This window comes from Dactylosporangium maewongense, from assembly GCF_039531485.1.
Classification (GTDB): domain Bacteria; phylum Actinomycetota; class Actinomycetes; order Mycobacteriales; family Micromonosporaceae; genus Dactylosporangium; species Dactylosporangium maewongense.
In genome coordinates, this window is the sequence record NZ_BAAAQD010000004.1 from 481,588 (window position 1) to 498,439 (window position 16,852).

The following is a 16,852-nucleotide window of genomic DNA, read 5'->3' on the forward strand; positions in this document are numbered from 1 at the left end:
CCCCGGCGACCCGGTCCGCTTCGCCCGACAGATCGCATGACGGTGATCCCGCCACCGGACGTAGCGGACGGGCTGAGCCGGTGACGGTGCCAGCGCAGCCCGCTCGGCACCCTCGCGTGCCACAGGCGGGAACGGGCCGGCGCGATGATCCGTGAGGCGGAACCTAGACGCCGGTTGTGGCGGGGAGTTTGCCGGCGTTGACGGCGGCGACGAGGGCGGCGTGGTCGGCTTCGGTCTGGTCGGCATAGGCGGCGGCGAAGGTGGCGAAGCCCTCGTCGAACTCGTCGCCGTCGGCGGTGTCGGGGGCGCCGCAGTAGCCGGACAGGGTGCGCGGGTCGATCGACTGGGCGTGGGCGCGGGCGAGGACGACGCCGCAGACGCGGGCGTAGTCGTCGAGCTGGCCGGCGCGCAGCGTCGTCGGGTCGATCGAGCCCTTCATGTCGCGGAACTGGCGCACCAGATAGGGCACGCCGTCGATGCTCGTCCAGCCGAGCAGCACGTCGCTGACGGTCTGCATCCAGCGCTGGCCGCGCACGACCCGCTCGCCGGCGTGCTGCTCTGGCACGGGCGGCAGGTAGGGGGCGAGGGCGGACGCGCGGGCCTGCTTGACCTGCAGCACGAGCGCCTCGTCGTGGTTGCCGTGCAGGAGCACCACATACGAGCGGAGGCCGACGCTGCCGAGACCGACGATGCGGTGGGCGACGTCGACGACGGCATAGCGCCCGAACAGGGTGCGGATCTCCTCCTCGAGCGTGGCGGCATAGCCCTCCAGGGACTGGATGACGCGGAACGAGTCGGTGGAGTCGAGCGGCACCAGGATCGGCGGGTCGGGGGTGAAGCGCCACGCGTCGTGGTCGAGGCGCTGGGTGAACTTCTGCGCGACGCGGCGGCTGGTGTTCTTCTTCGCCTTCTTGCGGACCCGGTCGAAGACGTCGGCGAGGTCGCCGATGCCGAAGTGCTCCAGCGTCGAGTGGTCGGTGGTCAGGTAGTACGCCTCCAGCAGCGACATGTCGGCGAGCTCGGCGAGGGCCGTGCGGTAACCGGTCGCGCAGTCGCGGGCGGCGTCGCGGCACTCGTCCTCCGGCAGGCCCGCCTCCCGGCCGGCGCTGACGATGCTGGCGGTGAGGCGCTTGAGATCCCAGTCCCAGGGCCCGACGACGGTCTCGTCGAAGTCGTTGACGTCCATCACGAGCCGCCGCTCCGGCGAGGCGAAGAAGCCGAAGTTGGCCGCGTGCGCGTCGCCGCAGATATACCCGTGGAGCCCGGTGTCGGCGCCGCCGGCGAGGTCGGCGGCCATGACGGCGGCGGAGCCGCGCAGGAACGCGAACGGGGAGCTGATCATGCGGCCGACGCGGATGGGCACCAGCTCGGCGACACGCTCAGCGTTGGAGGCGGCGATCACGGCGACCGGATCGCGGCCGGCCGCCGTGCGGGGCTCGGTCAGCGACTTGGCGGGGGTGCTGGTGCGACGCTGGACGCCCTCGGCACGCAGTGCTTCGGGGGCCGCCCATCCGGTGGAGCCGATCATGCCCTTACGGTAACGGCCCGCAGGTGACACGGCGGTGTCAGATTCATGGCTCCAGCAGGTGCTCCTCCAGCGCCGTGAGGTGCGTCTCCGGCAGCCCCATCTCCAGCAGGTACCCGCGGACGGAGCCGTGCCGGCCGTGCACGTCGCGCAGGAACAGCCGCATCGCCTCGGCGGGCGCGGCCAGGTACCGCTCCGGCATCTTCGCGATCTCCGGGTTGATCCGGCGCAGGTACGCCATGGCGGGGCCGGTCGCCCCGGCGGTGAGCGCGTAGTCCTCGGCGATGTCGTCCTCGGCGACGCCGAGCGCCCCGAGGGTCAGCGCGGACACGACGCCGGTGCGGTCCTTGCCGGCGGTGCAGTGCACGACGACCGGCGCGTTGTCGGCCTCCGCGATCACGGCGACCGCGGCGACCATAGCGGCGGCGCCGGTGTAGGCGATGTCGAGATACCGGTTGGCCAGCCAGCGGGCGTCGCTGGGCTCGTCGTGGTCGGGCGCGTCCTCCCACTCGGCGTGCTCCGGGTGCAGGTGGTGGTAGGCGAGGCCGGGGAACTCGGGCACCCGCCCGTCGCGGGCGATCTCCCGCGGGCGGCGCAGGTCGATGACGGTGCGCACCCCGACCGCGGTGAACGACGCGGCGTCGGCGGGGTCGATCCGGCTGAGCGAGTCCGATCGGAAGAGCCGCCGCCAGCGCACCGGCCGGCCGCCGGTGCCGGTGTAGCCGCCGAGGTCGCGGAAGTTGAACAGGTTGGGGTGGTCGTAGCTGCGCACGCTGCGACCTTATCGGGTGCGCCGGTAGGCTTAGGTTCCGTGGATCCGGCCAGGTCGAAGCGTGCGTCGGTCACCGAGCCGCTCGGCGTGCTGCTGGCCAGCGTGCCGAAGAGCCGCCCGAGCTGGCTGACCGTCGTCAAGACGACCGTCGCGGCGACCACGGCCTGGGTCCTCGCCCGCCAGCTCGGTGACAACGTCGCGGTGCTCTTCGCCCCGATCGTCGCGATCCTGACGCTCCAGGCCAGTGTGTACGGCTCGATCGCCACCGGCGTGCAGCTGCTCTTCGCCAACCTGGTCGGCACGGCCGTCGCGATCGGGTGGGTGAAGTTCCTCGGCCTCAGCTGGTGGTCGCTCGCCCTCGCCGCGTTCGGCGCCCTGGCCCTGGCCCGGCGGGTCACCAACACCCCGCTCGCGCGCAACCAGCTCACCATCGCCGTGCTGGCGGTGATCATGCTGGCGCCGGTCGCCAAGGGGTACGGGCAGTGGCGCTTCATCGACGTCGCCATCGGCAGCGTGGTCGGGCTGGTCGTCGCCGTGGTCGTGCCGGAGCGGCCGCGCATGCGGCAGGCCTGCGAGGCCATCTCCGTCTGGGCGGCGGGGTGCGTGTCGGTGCTGCGGGACATCGCCGACGAGCTCGACCGTCGCGACGGGACCCCGCCCCTGGACACCCGGGACGGGCACGACTGGATCCCGGCGTCGCGGGGGCTGACCGACCTGAGCACCGCCGCCGCGGCCGAGGTCGCCGCGGTCGAGGAGACGGCCCGGCTCAACGTCGCCGCCGTCCGGCTCGGGGAGCGGGTCGTCGCCCTGCACGAGGAGCAGGTGTTCCTGGTCCGGATCAGCCTGCAGATCAGGTCGGTGTCGCTGGCCGTCGACCGGCTCTACGACCGGGCCGGGCAGCCGCCGGCCCTGGACCGGCAGACCCTCGCCGCGCTGCTGCGGTCGATCGCGGCGCTGCTCGAGGAGCTCCTCGACGGCAAGGAGACCGACGACACGCTGCTGCGGGAGGCGCTGACCGGCGCCGTGGAGCGCACCCACCAGGTCTTCCCGAGCGCGGTCGTGGTCCTCGACTCCGTCAGCCTGCTCGGCCGGCTCGACCAGCTGCGCCAGGACATCGGCGGCGAGGACGCGACCGCCCTCATCGACCCGGACACCCTGCCGCGATCGTGACTCTCCGTCCGGCACCAGGCATGATAGGGCAGGCTTACCTGGGTCTGGCCGCTGAAAGGTGTGGACGGTGCACAACGGGGACGAGTCACTCGCCACCCTGCTCGGTGGGCGGCGAGCGGCGCTCGACAGCGTCGTCCCTGTCGCCGGGTTCGTGGCGGGCTGGCTCGCGGGCGGCCGGTCGATCGCCCTGGGGGCCGGGATCGCGGTCCTCGCCGGCGCGGCCGTCGCCGTCTGGCGGCTGCGGCAGGGGCGCCCGCCCGCGGCGACCGTCGTCAGCCTGCTGCTGGTCTGCCTGGGCGCGATCGTGGCGCTGCGCACCGGCCGGGCCGAGGACTTCTTCCTGGTCAGGCTGCTGACGAACGCGGCGAGCGCCCTGGCGTGGGCCGGCAGCATCCTGGTCCGGTGGCCGTTCCTGGGCCTGATCGTCGGCACCGTCCTGGGGCAGAAGGCCAGGTGGCGGCGCGACCCGGCGCTGCTGCGGGCGTACCAGGCGGCGAGCTGGGTGTGGGTCTGCCAGTACCTGGTGCGGCTGCTGATCTTCGTGCCGCTGTGGTGGACCGGTCACGTGGTGTGGCTGGCCACCGCGCAGGTGGTGCTGACCTGGCCCCTGGTCGCGGCGTGCCTGGCCGTGAGCTGGTGGGTGCTGCGTCGCAGCCTGCCGCCGGGCCATCCCGGCCTGCGCCATCCGCAGGCGGCGCCGACCGGTACCGACGCCGGCGCCACCCACCAGTGACGCCGGTGCCGCGGCGCCTCACCAGGCCCCCGGCGCGCGGCCTCTGTCAGGGTGCCTTGAGGGCGATGACGGCCTCGTCGACGGTGTCGGTGAGGGTGAAGACGCGGTCGAGCGCGGTCAGGTCGAAGATCCGGCGGATGCGGGCATGCGGGCAGACCACCGCGAATCCACCCGATTCGGTGTCCCGCAACCGCTTGTGTACTGACACCAGGACCCGCAATGCTGTGGAGTCGATGAACTCCACCTCCGACAGGTCCAGCACGAGCAGCGTCGCTCCCTCGTCCAGGCAGCGGTGCACCCACGTGTGCAGCGCGGGCGACGTGGCGACGTCGAGCGCCCCGGTCGGGGTGACCACGACACAGCCGTCGACGGTCGCGGTCGCGAAGGCGTCGGTCATGTCCGCTCCCACGGCCCTGTTCGGTGCGGCAGTCGGTCCCTCAACGGTGATCCCCCTCGATGCGCGGATGGTGCTCGTCCCCGAAGGGGCGGCCCGCGCTCGCGACGCGTTACACCCTTTCGGCGACGCCGGTGCGTGACGCCGACCTTGCCGCGCCGTTACGGGCGGCGGCCAGCGGTGACGAGACCGGTTTCGCCGTGCTGTGGCGCGCCCTGCAGCCGGCGGTCCTACGGTACCTGCACGCGGTGTGCGGCGACGCGGCGGAGGACGTGGCGTCGGAGACGTGGCTCCAGGTCGTCAGGGACCTGCCGCGCTTCGCGGGGGACCCGACCGCGTTCCGGGTCTGGCTGTTTCGCATCGCCCGGCACCGCGCCATCGACGACGGCCGCCGGGTCTGGCGCCGCCGGGAGGAGAGCCGCGACCACGTCGAGTCCGGCCGCCCCGCCCCGGACGCGGCCGCCGAGGTCATCGAGCACGCCGGCACCGAGTGGGCGCTACGGCTCATCGGTGAGCTGCCCCAGGACCAGGCCGAGGCGGTCCTGCTCCGCGTCGTCGCCGGCCTCGACGTCGCCGGCACCGCCGAGGTCCTCGGCAAACGCCCCGGCGCCGTCCGCGTCGCCGCCATGCGCGGCCTGCGCCGCCTCGCCGCGCACCCCCAGGTCAGCGCCCGCCGCGTCCCCGCCGGCACCACCGGCGCGGGCGCCGGCGCCGACCTTCCCCACGCCCACCTGGAAGGTGCCTGATGCTGGGCTGGTGGCGCCGGCGGGCGCGGTCGAAGGCGGAGTCGCAGCGGCTCCTCGAGCGCATGACCGGCGAGCCCGGCGGCCGCGGCGGCGCCCACGGGCGTCGCGAGATCGGCGACCACAGCGAGACCGGCGACCACGGCAAGGCCGGCGGCCACAGCAAGGCCGGCGGCCACGGTGACGCCCACGGACAAAGCGGACCGGGCCGGACGGGCGACCTCGGGGACTCGCCGCTGGCGGGGCTGCTCCGGGCGGCGGCCGGTCCGGCGCGGCCCGGGGAGCTGGCGGGGGAGCAGGCCGCGGTGGACGCGTTCCGGCGGGAGTTCGCCGCCGGCGGCGCCGGTGCGCCGGTGGCGTCGCGGCGGGCCAGGCCGCCCAGGCGGCGGGTCGCGGTGCTCGCGGCGGCGCTGACGGCCGGCGTGCTCGCCGGGGTCGGGGTCGCCGCCGGTGCCGGCAGGCTGCCCGCGCCGCTGCAAAGCGCCGCGCACGACTGGATCGACCAGGTCCCCGACCACGACCCGGCGCCCGCGCCCGCGGCACCGACCCGGACCGTGCGGACCGTGTCGCCGACCACGCCCGCCGCGCAGCGGTCCAGTGAGCCGGCGGTGACCCCGAGCCCGGCGGCCCCGACCGCCACGGCCGGCAAGGACATGCGGAAGCTCTGCAGCGAGTGGCAGAAGGTCCGCGACGACCCGCACCGCAAGCCGATGGACCCCGAGGACCTGAACGTGCTGACCGCCGCCGCGGGCGGTGCGGACCGGATCGAGGCGTTCTGCGGCCTGTCGCCGGCGCCGACCGGTACCAAGTCGAAAAACAGCCGGTCGTCCAAGAACGCGTGACGTGATCGCGTGACCGGCGTTGAGCACCACGACGACGGACGATCGCGACGGGAGTGGACGCCATGGACGGGACCACGGAACAGCTGAGCATGACCGCCGCCGAACTGTCGTTCCTGCTGGCCAGCGGTGGCCAGCCGGGCGAGGCGCCCCGGCTGCTGGGCCTGACCGACGCCGACCGGGCCGACGCGGTCCTCAGCGCCGGGCTCGGGTCGCTGCTGCTGCGCCACCTGGCCGCGCCCGTCGACGGGCAGAAGCTGGAGATGGCGCCGGCGGTCGCCGCGGTCGCCGCCGGGCTGCACCGGCCGCGCGCGTTCGTGCAGGTCGGTCTGACCGCGGAGGACCACGCCGACGGGGCGCTGCTGTTCGAGGCGGAGATGACCCGGTTCCTGGTCGCCGCCCGCGCGTACCGCTGCTACGACCTCACCCCGATCGGCGCCGACGTCGACGTCCGCGAGCCGCTGCTGGGGATCGCGGACCGGTTCCTGCACCGGCACCGGCCCGCCGTCGCCACGTTCAACACCTCGACCGTGCAGGACGTCGCCCGCGGCAACGCCCCGGCCCGGGCGACCCTCGCGTCGGCGACCGACGGCACGTGGCGCTTCGTCGGCAGCGACGGCACCGACGAGACCGCCACCGTGGTGGACAGCTTCGACGAGGCCGCCGCCCTCATGCGCGACGAGCTGGCCAAGATGCTGCCGGTGTTCCAGCCCCAGCCCCAGACCTGACGGCCGGCGTCGGTCCCAGCCGTACTCGGTCCCAGCCGTACTCGGTCCCAGCCGTACTCAGTCCCAGCCGTAGGAGGAGCGCAGCCGCTCGGCGACCCGGTCGAAGCGCTCCCGGTCGAGGATGGCGCCCTCACGACGGATGCCGTGCTCCTCGACGGTCAGGACCCGGTCGAGGCGGACCCAGCTGGGTCGCTGGTCGCGGTCCCACGAGCCGGGCCCGAGGGCGAACCAGTTGCGCTGGCCGTCGCGCTCGCTCTGGCTGGACAGCATCAGCCCGACGAGCTCCGTGCCCTTGCGCCCGACGACGAGGACCGGCCGGTCCTTGCCCTGGTTGGGGTCGTCCTCGTACTCCACCCACGTCCACACGACCTCGCCGGGATCGGCGGCGCCGTCGAGCTGCGGGGCGTACTGCAGCAGCTTGTCGCTGACGTGCTTCGGCGGCGGTCCCGGCTTGTGCAGCGTCGCCCTGCCGGCCGGCGCCGAGCGGGGTGGCGTGGGCACCGGCTGCGTGGGCGCGGGGGCGGACGGCCGGCCGCCGAGCCGGGTAGCCAGGTTGCGAAGAAGTCGTTTCACGCGGACGACCATAGTCCCGATCGTCTGGACGGCGCTTGCCAGCGCACTGGACACTGTCGTTCATGTACGACTTCGATGTCCTCGTGCTCGGTTCCGGCCCCGGCGGGCAGAAGGCGGCCATCGCGGCCGCGAAGCTCGACCGGCGGGTCGCCGTCGTCGAGCGGCGCCACATGATCGGTGGTGTCTGCATCAACACGGGCACCATCCCGAGCAAGACCCTGCGCGAGGCGGTGCTCTACCTGACCGGCCTGAGCCAGCGGGAGATGTACGGGCAGAGCTACCGCGTCAAGGACGACATCACCGTCGGCGACCTGGGCGCGCGCACGCAGCACGTGATCGGCCGGGAGATCGAGGTCATCCGCAGCCAGCTGGCCCGCAACCGGGTGAAGCTGCTGCAGGGCACCGGCGTCTTCGTCGACCCGCACACGCTGTCGATCACCGACGAACAGGGGCACTCGTCGCTGGTGTCCGCCGAGAAGATCATTCTCGCCGCGGGCACCCGGCCGGCCCGCCCCGACAGCGTCGAGTTCGACGACACGACGATCATCGACTCCGACGGCATCCTCAACATCGACAAGATCCCCGCGTCGATGGTCGTGGTCGGCGCCGGGGTCATCGGCATCGAGTACGCGTCCATGTTCGCCGCCCTCGGCACCAAGGTCACCGTGGTCGAGCGGCGCGACCGCATGCTCGACTTCTGCGACCTGGAGATCATCGAGGCGCTCAAGTACCACCTGCGGGACCTGTCGGTGTCGTTCCGCTTCCGCGAGTCCGTCGCCGCGGTCGAGCGGCACGGCCGCACCGCCGTCGCGGTCCTCGCCAGCGGCAAGCGGATCGCCGCCGACGCCGTCATGTACTCCGCGGGCCGGCAGGGCGCCGCCGACCAGATCGGCTTGGAGAAGGCGGGCCTGGAGGCCGACAAGCGCGGCCGGATCACCGTCGACGAGCACTTCCGCACCGAGGTGCCGCACATCTACGCCGTCGGCGACATCATCGGCTTCCCGGCCCTCGCCTCGACCTCGATGGAGCAGGGCCGCCTCGCCGCCCACCACGCGTGCGACGAGCCGGTGCGCGGCATGCAGCTGCTCCAGCCGATCGGCATCTACACGATTCCCGAGATCAGTTTCGTCGGGCGTACCGAGGACGACCTCACCGACAACAACATCCCGTTCGAGGTCGGCATCTCCCGCTACCGTGAGCTCGCCCGCGGGCAGATCATCGGCGACTCGTACGGCATGCTGAAGCTCATCGTCTCGCCGGAGGACCGCAGCATCCTCGGCGTGCACGTCTTCGGCACCGGGGCCACCGAGCTCGTCCACATCGGCCAGACCGTCATGGGCTGCGGCGGCACCGTCGACTACCTCGTCGACGCCGTCTTCAACTACCCGACGCTCGCCGAGTCGTACAAGGTGGCCGCCCTCGACGCGATGAACAAGATGCGCTCGGTGTCGCGCCTGACGGCGTGATGGTGTGACGGGTACCACACCGCAGAACTCCAACCTCGGGCACGGCCGATGAAGTTACAGGGAGGCGGAGCGACGACACGGGGGAAGGCGCGCATGCTGCGACACGTGAGACTGGTGCTGGTGGCGGTGCTCCTGGCTGCCTCGGCCGGTTGTACGGGTGACAAGCCGGCCGAGGATCCGTTCGCCGCGTTCGTCGCCGGGTGGCAGCGGGCCGACCTCACGGGCGTCGAGCTGCGCACGCCGGCCGGGCAGCCCCTGGCCGCCGACGCCGCCAAGCAGCTGCTGGCAGGCACCGAGGGCGACCTCGCGGCCCGCCGGCCCGCGCTGACGAGGAGCGGCGCGGCGACCGTGCGCAAGGACGACGCCAGCACCAGGCTCGGCGTCGACTGGACGCTGCCCGACGGCCGGCACTGGGCGTATGAGACGACCGTCGACGCCCGCAGGATCGACGGCCGGTGGGCGGTCTATCTCGGCCCGGCCGTCGTGCACCCCGACCTGCCCGACGGCCGGCGGCTGACGCTGCGCTCCACCCCGGCGAACCGCGGGGTCGTCCTCGCCGCCGACGGCACGCCGATCGTGTCGGAGATCCCCGTCGTGTATGTCGGGGTCGAGCCGCGGCTGGTCCGCGACGTCAACGCCCTCGTCCAGCGGCTCGACCTGGTGTTCCGGTCCGTGCGGGTCGACGTCGACACCTCGGCGCTGCCGGGGCGGCTCGCGGCCGCGAAGCCCGACGCGTTCGTCGACCTCGTCACGCTGCGCCAGACCGACTACGCCGAGATCGAGCGGGACCTCGCCGCCACCGACGGGATCGCCACGCGGGCGGGCACCCTGTCCCTGCCGCTGACCCGCACGTTCGGGCGGGCGCTGCTGGGCACCTCCGGCCCGGCGACGAAGGAGCTGATCGACGCCGGCGGCGGCGTGCTGAAGGCCGGCGACATCACCGGGCTCACGGGCCTGCAGCGCCGCTACGACACGGCGCTGCGCGGCACGCCCCGGGTCGAGATCGTGGCGGCCGACCCGCAAGGGGCGAAGGCGGCCGACAAGGTCCTCTACACCGCGTCCGCCGTCGACGGAGCCCGGGTGCGCACGACGATAGAGGTGAAGACGCAGCAGGCGGCGGAGGCCGCCCTCGCGGCGACCACGAAGCGTTCCGCGCTGGTCGCGGTCCGGGTCGCCGACGGCGCGGTGCTCGCCGTCGCCAACGGCCCAGACGCCGCCGGCTACAACCTCGCCTTCCAGGCCGAGCTGCCCAGCCCACCGCTCGGCGTCGACGGCGCCGCGGCCGGTTTCGGCGCTTTGTGGAAGCTCGGCGCCGACATGTACACCGGCAAGGCCACCGCGGCCGGCGTCGTCGGCTCGCCCCTCGTCTACGCGGGCGCCGCCGCGGCGGCCTCCCGGGGCCAGTGGCGCCAGCCGGTCCTGCTCACCGAGCCGTCACCCGGCCCACCCGCCGCCGACGGCCCACCGGTCACCGGCACGCTGACCGTCCCGACCATGTCCGTCGGCGTCCGCGGCGGCGTCGCGTACTGCGTCTACGTCGAAGGCGCCGGCCAGGACGTCACCGGCCCGATCGCCGAGGCCTTCCTGAAGACCCTGAGCGCCTGAGAACCTCGCCGCACGCCGTTCGGTCGACGCGGCTCAGGCACGACCCGGTTCAGCGGGCGGGTCGGGCTACCAGGCGCTGTTCGCGGACGGGGGTGCCGTTGTGTCCGCTGTACGGCGTCGACGTGGCTGGACTGTTCTCGCGGGTGCCCACGGCCGGCGTCGCTGTGTGTGTCGTTCCCGGTCGGCGGCTTCGCCCTGGTCGGCGGGGGCGAGCGTCGCTGTCTGCCGGTGCGCGGTGGCGTCGCGTGCTGCGTCTACGTCGAGGGCGCCGGCCAGGACGTCACGGGCCCGGTCGCCGAGGCCTTCCTGAAGACCCTGAGCGCCTGAGGGACGCGCCGCACGCGGTTCGGTTGGCGAGGGCACGGCCCGCCCCGCCGGTCAGCCGGGAGGGTCGGGCCGCGGGCTCTGCCGACGGATGCGGTGCCGTTGTGTCCGCTGTACGTGCGTCGACGCGGCCGGGCCGGTCGCGCGGGTGCCTGCGGTCAGCGCTGCCGTGCTGCCCTTCCCGGTCGGCGGCTACGCCCTGGTCTGCGGTGCGAGCATCGCCGTCTGCCGGTGCGCGGTGGCGTCGCGTGCTGCGTCTACGTCGAGGGCGCCGGCCAGGACGTCACCGGCCCGGTCGCCGAGGCCTATTGAAGCCCCTGAGCGCCTGAGGGACGCGCCACACGCGGTTCGGTTGACGAGGCGCGGGCACGACCTGGCCCGCCGGGCGGGTCGTGCCGTGGGCGCTGCTGGCGGACGCGGTGCCGCCGAGCGTGCGCCGAAGCGGGCTGGGCCGGTCGCGCGGGTGCCCGCGGCTGGCGCTGCTGTCTGTCGTTCCCGGTCGGCGGTTATGCCCTGGTCGGCCGGGCGAGCGTCGCCGGCTATCGGTGCGCGGCGGGCCGTCGCAACGCGCCTGCCGTCCCATGGATGCCGCTGCCTCGCCGGAGCGTGATCGGCGGCGGGCGCGGGCCACGGCCACGTCGCTGGCGTCCCTGGCGACGGAGCTGCCGGCGGCGGAGCTGCTCGGGGCGTGGGTGGCCGGGGAGTGCCGAGCGTCCCGCCCTGAGTGCGCTGCTTGCCGTTGTGCCGCCCGCGCCGCCCGCCCGCCCGCGCTGGTCGCCGTCGTGCCGGTCGTCGGCGCGAGGTGCCAGGAAGAGCCGGGAAGCGCCAGGAAGCGGCGGTGGCGGTGGGGTGGCTGGTCGGCGGGGAATATGGCGTGAAAGTTACCTTTTGCCGAATGAAGTGAATGAATTCGCGAACGGATGCGCACCGTAGAGGGGGTGATCGCAGCCTGTACGGGTGCGTGTGCGGCGAACTTCGCAAAGCGCTCGAATGGCGCGAAGCGGCTGGTCAGGACGTGGTGGCATGTCCTTGCAAGGTATTCCTCATTAGGCAGCGAACAATCTACGGTGAGGGCAGGCCGATGGCTCCCCTCGCCAAAAAGCCTAAATAGGACCTGCCCCACGCCGATGGGGTGTTTACGGGTGTCACTGGGTAGCGTCGGGGCCGCCACCGTGACGGTCGGGAGGGATGCGTGTCGCCGCAAAGGGTGCTGGCCGGCTACTGCGGGATCATGGCTGCCCTCGTGGCGGCCAACTTCGCGCTGCCCGCGCTGCACCTGATCCTGTGGTCGGCGATCGGCCTCACCAGCGTCGCGGCCATCCTGACCGGCGTCCACCTGCACAAGCCCCGCCGCCGCGCCCCGTGGTTCCTGCTCGCGGGCGCCGTCGCGTCGTTCATCACCGGCGACCTCATCGCCGACGTCCTCACGCTCGTGCTGGACAAGCGCGGGTTCCCGTCCGTCGCCGACGGCTTCTACCTCGCCGTCTACCTGCTGATCGCCGCCGCCATGGTGGGGCTGATCCGCATGGGTGTGGCCAGCCGCGACCCGAACGGGCTCTACGACGCCGTCACCGTCACCGCCGGGCTCGGGCTGCTGTCGTACATCTTCCTGATCCGGCCATACGTCGAGGATCCCGCGCTGTCGGTGCTGGAGAAGAGCATCTCCATCGCCTACCCCCTCGCCGACATCCTCGTGCTCGCCGTCGGTGCGCGGCTGATCACCGCCGTGCGGCGCGGCTCCGCGCTGCTGCTGCTGGCCGCCGGTGGCATCGGCCTGCTCAGCGCCGACGTCGGGTACGGGCTGAAACAGCTCAACGGCGTCTGGGAGACCGGCGGCCCGGTGGACCTCGGCTGGGCCACGTTCTACGTCCTGTGGGGCTTCGCGGCGCTGCACCCGTCGATGCGGGACCTCACCGAGCCCAAGGTCCACCGCGCCGGCGAGGAGCACTTCGGCCGCCTGCTCATGCTCGGCCTGTCGCTGTTCATCGCGCCGTGCGTCCTGTACTTCGAGATGCGCGGCGGCGAGGTCCGAGACGCCACGGTCATCGCCGGCTCGTCGGCGCTGCTGTCCGGGATGGTCCTGCTGCGCCTCGGCCGCGCGATCAACGTCCAGCGGCGGGCCGCGCAGCGGGAGCGGCGGCTGCGCCGGGCCGGTGCGGCGCTGCTCATGGCGACCGACGAGCCGGGCGTCACCGCGACGGTGCGGACCGCGATCGCCGAGCTGCTGCCGCTCGGCCGGCCGCACCGGGTCGTGCTCGCGCCAATGGGCGACACGACCGGCGCGGCCGACGGTGCCGTGTCGATGCCGTACACGCGGAAGCTGGCCCCGGCGCTCGCCGAGGAGCTCGGCGACTTCGAGGTCACGCTGTGCTGCCCCCTGGCGCCGGTGGAGGGCCGCGAGTCCGGGCGGGCGCTGTACGTCGCCGCCGACGAGGTCACACTCGTCGGCGTGCAGGAGGCCGCGCAGATCCTCGCCACCCAGGCCGCCCTCGCCCTGGAGCGGATCGCGCTCGGCGAGGAGATCGGCCGGCGCAACAGCGAGGCGTACTTCCGCACCCTGGTGCTCAACACCGCCGACGTCATCCTCATCGTCGGCGACCACGACCAGATCCGGTACGCGAGCCCGTCCGCCCACGCCCTGTTCGGCAGCGACGAGCTCGACGGCACGCCGCTGCCGATGGCGTTCGCCAAGGAGAGCGTCGTCGAGGTCGACCGGCGGCTGCACGAGCTGCGCACCCGGGGCGTCGACCGGCCCGGCGACGACCTGCGCGTCGTCGGCGCCGACGGGCGGCCCGCGCTGGTCGAGGCGACATTCCGGGACCTGCGCGGCGAGCCGACCGTCGGCGGCGTCGTCGTCACCCTCCGCGACGTCACCGAACGCAGCCGGCTGCAGGCGGAGCTGTACCAGCGTGCCACCTTCGACGCCCTGACCGGCCTGCCGAACCGGGAGGTGTTCCTCGCACGCGTGCAGGAGGCGGTCAGCTCCGGCGCGGAGAGCGGCGCGACCGTCGGCGTGCTCATCATGGAGATCGACGACTTCAAGGTGGTCAACGACACCCTCGGCCACGGTGCCGGCGACGCGCTGCTCGTCGCGGTCGGCAACCGACTCACCGAGGCGCTGCGGGCCGTCGACGGCTCCTACGGCGCGGCCGGCACCGTCGCCCGGCTCGGCGGCGACGAGTTCGCGGCCCTGGTCCGCCGGGCCGGCAGCGCCGCCGACGTCGAACGCGTCGCGGAGAAGGTCCTCGCCAGCTTCGCCGCGCCGTTCGAACTGCCGCACGGCGAGGTCACCGCGTCCGCCAGCATCGGCGTCTCCACGACCGCCGAGGCCGCCGACGCGCAGGACCTGCTGCGCCACGCCGACCTCGCCGTCTACGTCGCGAAGGACGCCGGCAAGGACCGCTGGCGGCGCTACGAGTCGTCGCTGCACAGCGCCGTCGTCGAGCGGCACAAGCTGCGCGCCGACCTGGACCGGGCGATCGCCGACGGCGCGTTCCTGCTGCACTTCCAGCCGATCGTGGCGATCAGCGACGGCCGTACACACGGCTTCGAGGCCCTCGTCCGCTGGAACCACCCGACCCGCGGCATGGTGTCGCCGGCCGAGTTCATCTCCGTCGCGGAGGAGAGCGGCCTCATCGTGCCCCTCGGCGCGTGGGTGCTGCGCAACGCCGTCGAGGCCGCCGCGCAGTGGCGCCTGCTGCACCCCGGCGAGGAGGTGTACGTGTCGGTCAACGTCTCCGCCCGCCAGTTCCGCGGCCGCGAGCAGGGCTTCGCCCGCTGGGTGCTCGACGAGATCGACCGGATGGGCCTGCCGCCGGCGAGCCTGCTGCTGGAGATGACCGAGAGCCTCCTGCTGCACGACGACGGTGACGTCACCGCCGAGCTCGCCGCGCTGCGCGAGGCCGGCGTGCGGATCGCCATCGACGACTTCGGCACCGGCTTCTCGTCGCTGTCCTACCTGCGCCGCCTCCCGGTGGACGTGCTGAAGCTCGACAAGAGCTTCATCGACACCATCGCGTCGTCGGCCGAGCAGCACGCCGTCGTCGACATGATTGTGCAGCTCGCAGCGATTCTGCAGTTGCAGATTGTAGCTGAAGGAATCGAGACGTCGGCTGAACGTGATCTCCTCATGACGATGGGTTGCCATCTCGGGCAGGGGTACTTGTTCTCGCGGCCATTGAGCTACGGTGACGCGAGTCAATGGTTGTTGGAGGAAGCGTCGGGGCTTCAACGGGGAAGTCAGACGGCGGCCTAAGCACCACGGCCCTCGGAGGATTTGTGCTCGAACACCTCGCCGCCGCTGTCGATGACGACCCCCGGTTCAGCGGTATCGCCCACCTGCGCGCCAGCAGTCGCTTCTACGACGCCGTCATCGACGAGATCGACGGCCGGCGCATCCGCGTCGGGGACCACTGGCTCACCGACTGGGCGTCGTGCAACTACCTGGGCTTCGACCTCGAGCCGCAGATCATCGACGCCGTGGAGGCGCAGCTGCGCCGCTGGGGCACGCACCCGAGCTGGTCCCGGATGCTGGGGAACCCGGCGCTGTACCCGCAGATCGAGGAGCGCCTCGCGGACCTGCTCGGCGCCCCGGACACCCTGGTCCTGCCCACCATCACCCAGATCCACCTGTCGGTCATCCCGGTCCTGGTCCAGCAGGGCACGGTGCTCGTCGACGCCCGCGCCCACAAGACCATCTGGGACGGCTGCGTCCACGCCCGTGGTCTCGGCGCCACCTTGAAACGGTTCAAGACGATCGACGAGCTCGCCTCGCTGCTCGCCTCCGACCTGCCCGGGCCGGTCCTGGTCTGCATGGACGGCGTCAACAGCATGACCGGCAACATCCCGCGCATCGCCGAGTACCTGTCGCTGTGCCGCGCCCACGGAGCCGTGCTGTACGTCGACGATGCACACGGCTTCGGCATCATCGGCTCCCGCACCGCCGACGAGACGTCGCCCTACGGCTCCGGCGGCAACAGCATCGTGCGCTACTTCGGCGAGTCCTACGACGACCTGGTGCTCGTCGGCGGCTTCTCCAAGGCGTACTCGTCGCTGCTGGCGTTCCTCGCGGTGCCGACGGTCCTGAAGAACCGCCTGAAGGCGTCGGCCGCCCCGTACCTGTACTCCGGCCCGTCCCCGACCGCGTCGCTCGCCACCGTCCTGGCAGGCTTCGACGTCAACGCCGACCGTGGCGACAAGCTCCGCGCCGACCTGTACCGCATGTCCACCCGGGTCCTGCAGCACGTCCGCGGCCTGGGCATCTTCACTCCCAACGTCGACGACACGCCCATCATCGAGCTGCCGATCGCCCTGGACCGCGACCTGGTCGAGGTGTCGGAGCAGCTGTGGGACCGTGGGCTGTTCGTGACCCTCGCCCCGTACCCCGGCGTGCCCCGCGACCAGGTGGGCTTCCGCGTGCAGGTGACGGCCGCCAACACCGACGCCCAGATCGACGAGCTGAACGCCGCCATCACCGACCTGGCCGCCGCCGACGTCTTCCAGTCCGCCCGCGAAACCAGCGCCAGCTGACGCTGTAACTCCCCCCACCGCTGCCGCGGCGGGGTTCTCCATGATCCGGTAGATCTTGTGCACCCCTGGCTGCACAACCTTTACCGGATCATGGGGTGGGCGGGTGTGGCGGCTCAGCGCTGAGCGCCTTCCGTCGCAAATCCGGAATGTCCGGCATTGGGAGCGAGTGTCGCCAGGGCGCGGTGGTTTCTCATGATCCGGAAGACCTTGTGCACCCCTGGCTGCACAACCTTTACCGGATCATGGGGTGGGCGGGTGTGGCGGCTCAGCGCTGAGCACCTTCCGTCGCAAACCCGGAATGTCCGGCATTGGAAGCAAGCGGCGCTAGACGGTCTATTCCAAGGGATACCGGGGCGGTGAAAGTAGACGAGGGTCTCCATGATCGACGTTGCTGAGCAACGAGACCATGGAGGCCACGTGCACGTCGATCTGGACACCCTCGCCACTGCAC

Annotated in this window: 14 protein-coding genes; 10 read left to right on the plus strand and 4 right to left on the minus strand. The window is 72.7% G+C overall.

All coding sequences use genetic code 11. From position 1 onward, the window contains the following. Nucleotides 1-163: 163 nt before the first annotated feature. Nucleotides 164-1,528 carry a DUF2252 domain-containing protein gene (locus tag ABD332_RS14235; RefSeq protein ID WP_344502320.1) on the minus strand — a complete coding sequence of 455 codons (1,365 nt, stop codon included), beginning with the start codon at nt 1,526-1,528 and terminating at the stop codon, nt 164-166. 43 nt (nt 1,529-1,571) lie between these two features. Continuing rightward, complete coding sequence (locus ABD332_RS14240) at nt 1,572-2,297, minus strand: tyrosine-protein phosphatase (RefSeq protein ID WP_344502321.1); 726 nt, start codon at nt 2,295-2,297, stop codon at nt 1,572-1,574. A 39-nt stretch (nt 2,298-2,336) separates the two neighbouring features. Between ABD332_RS14240 and ABD332_RS14245 the strand changes: the two genes are divergently transcribed. Both ABD332_RS14245 and ABD332_RS14250 read left to right on the plus strand, forming a co-directional pair. Beyond that, nucleotides 2,337-3,467: an FUSC family protein gene (locus ABD332_RS14245; RefSeq protein ID WP_344502322.1), complete on the plus strand. Its 1,131-nt coding sequence runs from the start codon at nt 2,337-2,339 to the stop codon at nt 3,465-3,467. A gap of 67 nt (nt 3,468-3,534) precedes the next feature. Beyond that, complete coding sequence (locus ABD332_RS14250) at nt 3,535-4,200, plus strand: DUF3159 domain-containing protein (protein WP_344502323.1); 666 nt, start codon at nt 3,535-3,537, stop codon at nt 4,198-4,200. Nucleotides 4,201-4,246: 46 nt separating this feature from the next. Here ABD332_RS14250 and ABD332_RS14255 read toward each other — a convergent pair whose 3' ends face one another. Continuing rightward, nucleotides 4,247-4,597: an STAS domain-containing protein gene (locus ABD332_RS14255; protein ID WP_344502324.1), complete on the minus strand. Its 351-nt coding sequence runs from the start codon at nt 4,595-4,597 to the stop codon at nt 4,247-4,249. Nucleotides 4,598-4,728: 131 nt separating this feature from the next. Between ABD332_RS14255 and ABD332_RS14260 the strand changes: the two genes are divergently transcribed. The 3 genes from ABD332_RS14260 (at nt 4,729) to ABD332_RS14270 (ending at nt 6,904) form a co-directional block, all read left to right on the plus strand. Next, nucleotides 4,729-5,340, plus strand: coding sequence for an RNA polymerase sigma factor (locus tag ABD332_RS14260; protein WP_344502325.1), 612 nt, complete (start codon nt 4,729-4,731; stop codon nt 5,338-5,340). Further along, nucleotides 5,340-6,179 (plus strand): hypothetical protein, encoded by an 840-nt coding sequence (locus tag ABD332_RS14265; protein WP_344502326.1) that lies wholly within the window; start codon nt 5,340-5,342, stop codon nt 6,177-6,179. The genes ABD332_RS14260 and ABD332_RS14265 overlap by 1 nt, the downstream gene beginning before the upstream one ends. Nucleotides 6,180-6,241: 62 nt before the next feature. Beyond that, nucleotides 6,242-6,904, plus strand: a complete 663-nt coding sequence (locus tag ABD332_RS14270) for a hypothetical protein (protein WP_344502327.1) — start codon at nt 6,242-6,244, stop codon at nt 6,902-6,904. A gap of 57 nt (nt 6,905-6,961) precedes the next feature. Here the strand turns inward: ABD332_RS14270 and ABD332_RS14275 are convergent, their stop codons facing one another. After that, a complete protein-coding gene (locus tag ABD332_RS14275; RefSeq protein ID WP_344502328.1) occupies nt 6,962-7,477 on the minus strand; it encodes a type II toxin-antitoxin system PemK/MazF family toxin in 516 nt (171 codons plus the stop codon). 62 nt (nt 7,478-7,539) lie between these two features. On the opposite strand from ABD332_RS14275, the gene sthA reads away from it, so the two are divergent. From sthA to ABD332_RS14300, 5 genes are all read left to right on the plus strand, one after another. Next, the gene (gene sthA, locus ABD332_RS14280) at nt 7,540-8,943 is read left to right on the plus strand and encodes a Si-specific NAD(P)(+) transhydrogenase (RefSeq protein WP_344502329.1); all 1,404 of its coding nucleotides are present in this window, start codon (nt 7,540-7,542) and stop codon (nt 8,941-8,943) included. Nucleotides 8,944-9,048: 105 nt separating this feature from the next. Further along, nucleotides 9,049-10,548, plus strand: coding sequence for a penicillin-binding protein (locus ABD332_RS14285; protein ID WP_344502330.1), 1,500 nt, complete (start codon nt 9,049-9,051; stop codon nt 10,546-10,548). A gap of 168 nt (nt 10,549-10,716) precedes the next feature. Continuing rightward, entirely contained in the window at nt 10,717-10,875 is a 159-nt protein-coding gene (locus ABD332_RS14290; RefSeq protein WP_344502331.1) for a hypothetical protein, read from the plus strand. Nucleotides 10,876-12,064: 1,189 nt separating this feature from the next. Further along, nucleotides 12,065-15,127 (plus strand): putative bifunctional diguanylate cyclase/phosphodiesterase, encoded by a 3,063-nt coding sequence (locus ABD332_RS14295; RefSeq protein ID WP_344502333.1) that lies wholly within the window; start codon nt 12,065-12,067, stop codon nt 15,125-15,127. A gap of 23 nt (nt 15,128-15,150) precedes the next feature. After that, entirely contained in the window at nt 15,151-16,401 is a 1,251-nt protein-coding gene (locus tag ABD332_RS14300; RefSeq protein WP_344502334.1) for an aminotransferase class I/II-fold pyridoxal phosphate-dependent enzyme, read from the plus strand. The last annotated feature ends 451 nt before the right edge of the window (nt 16,402-16,852 follow it).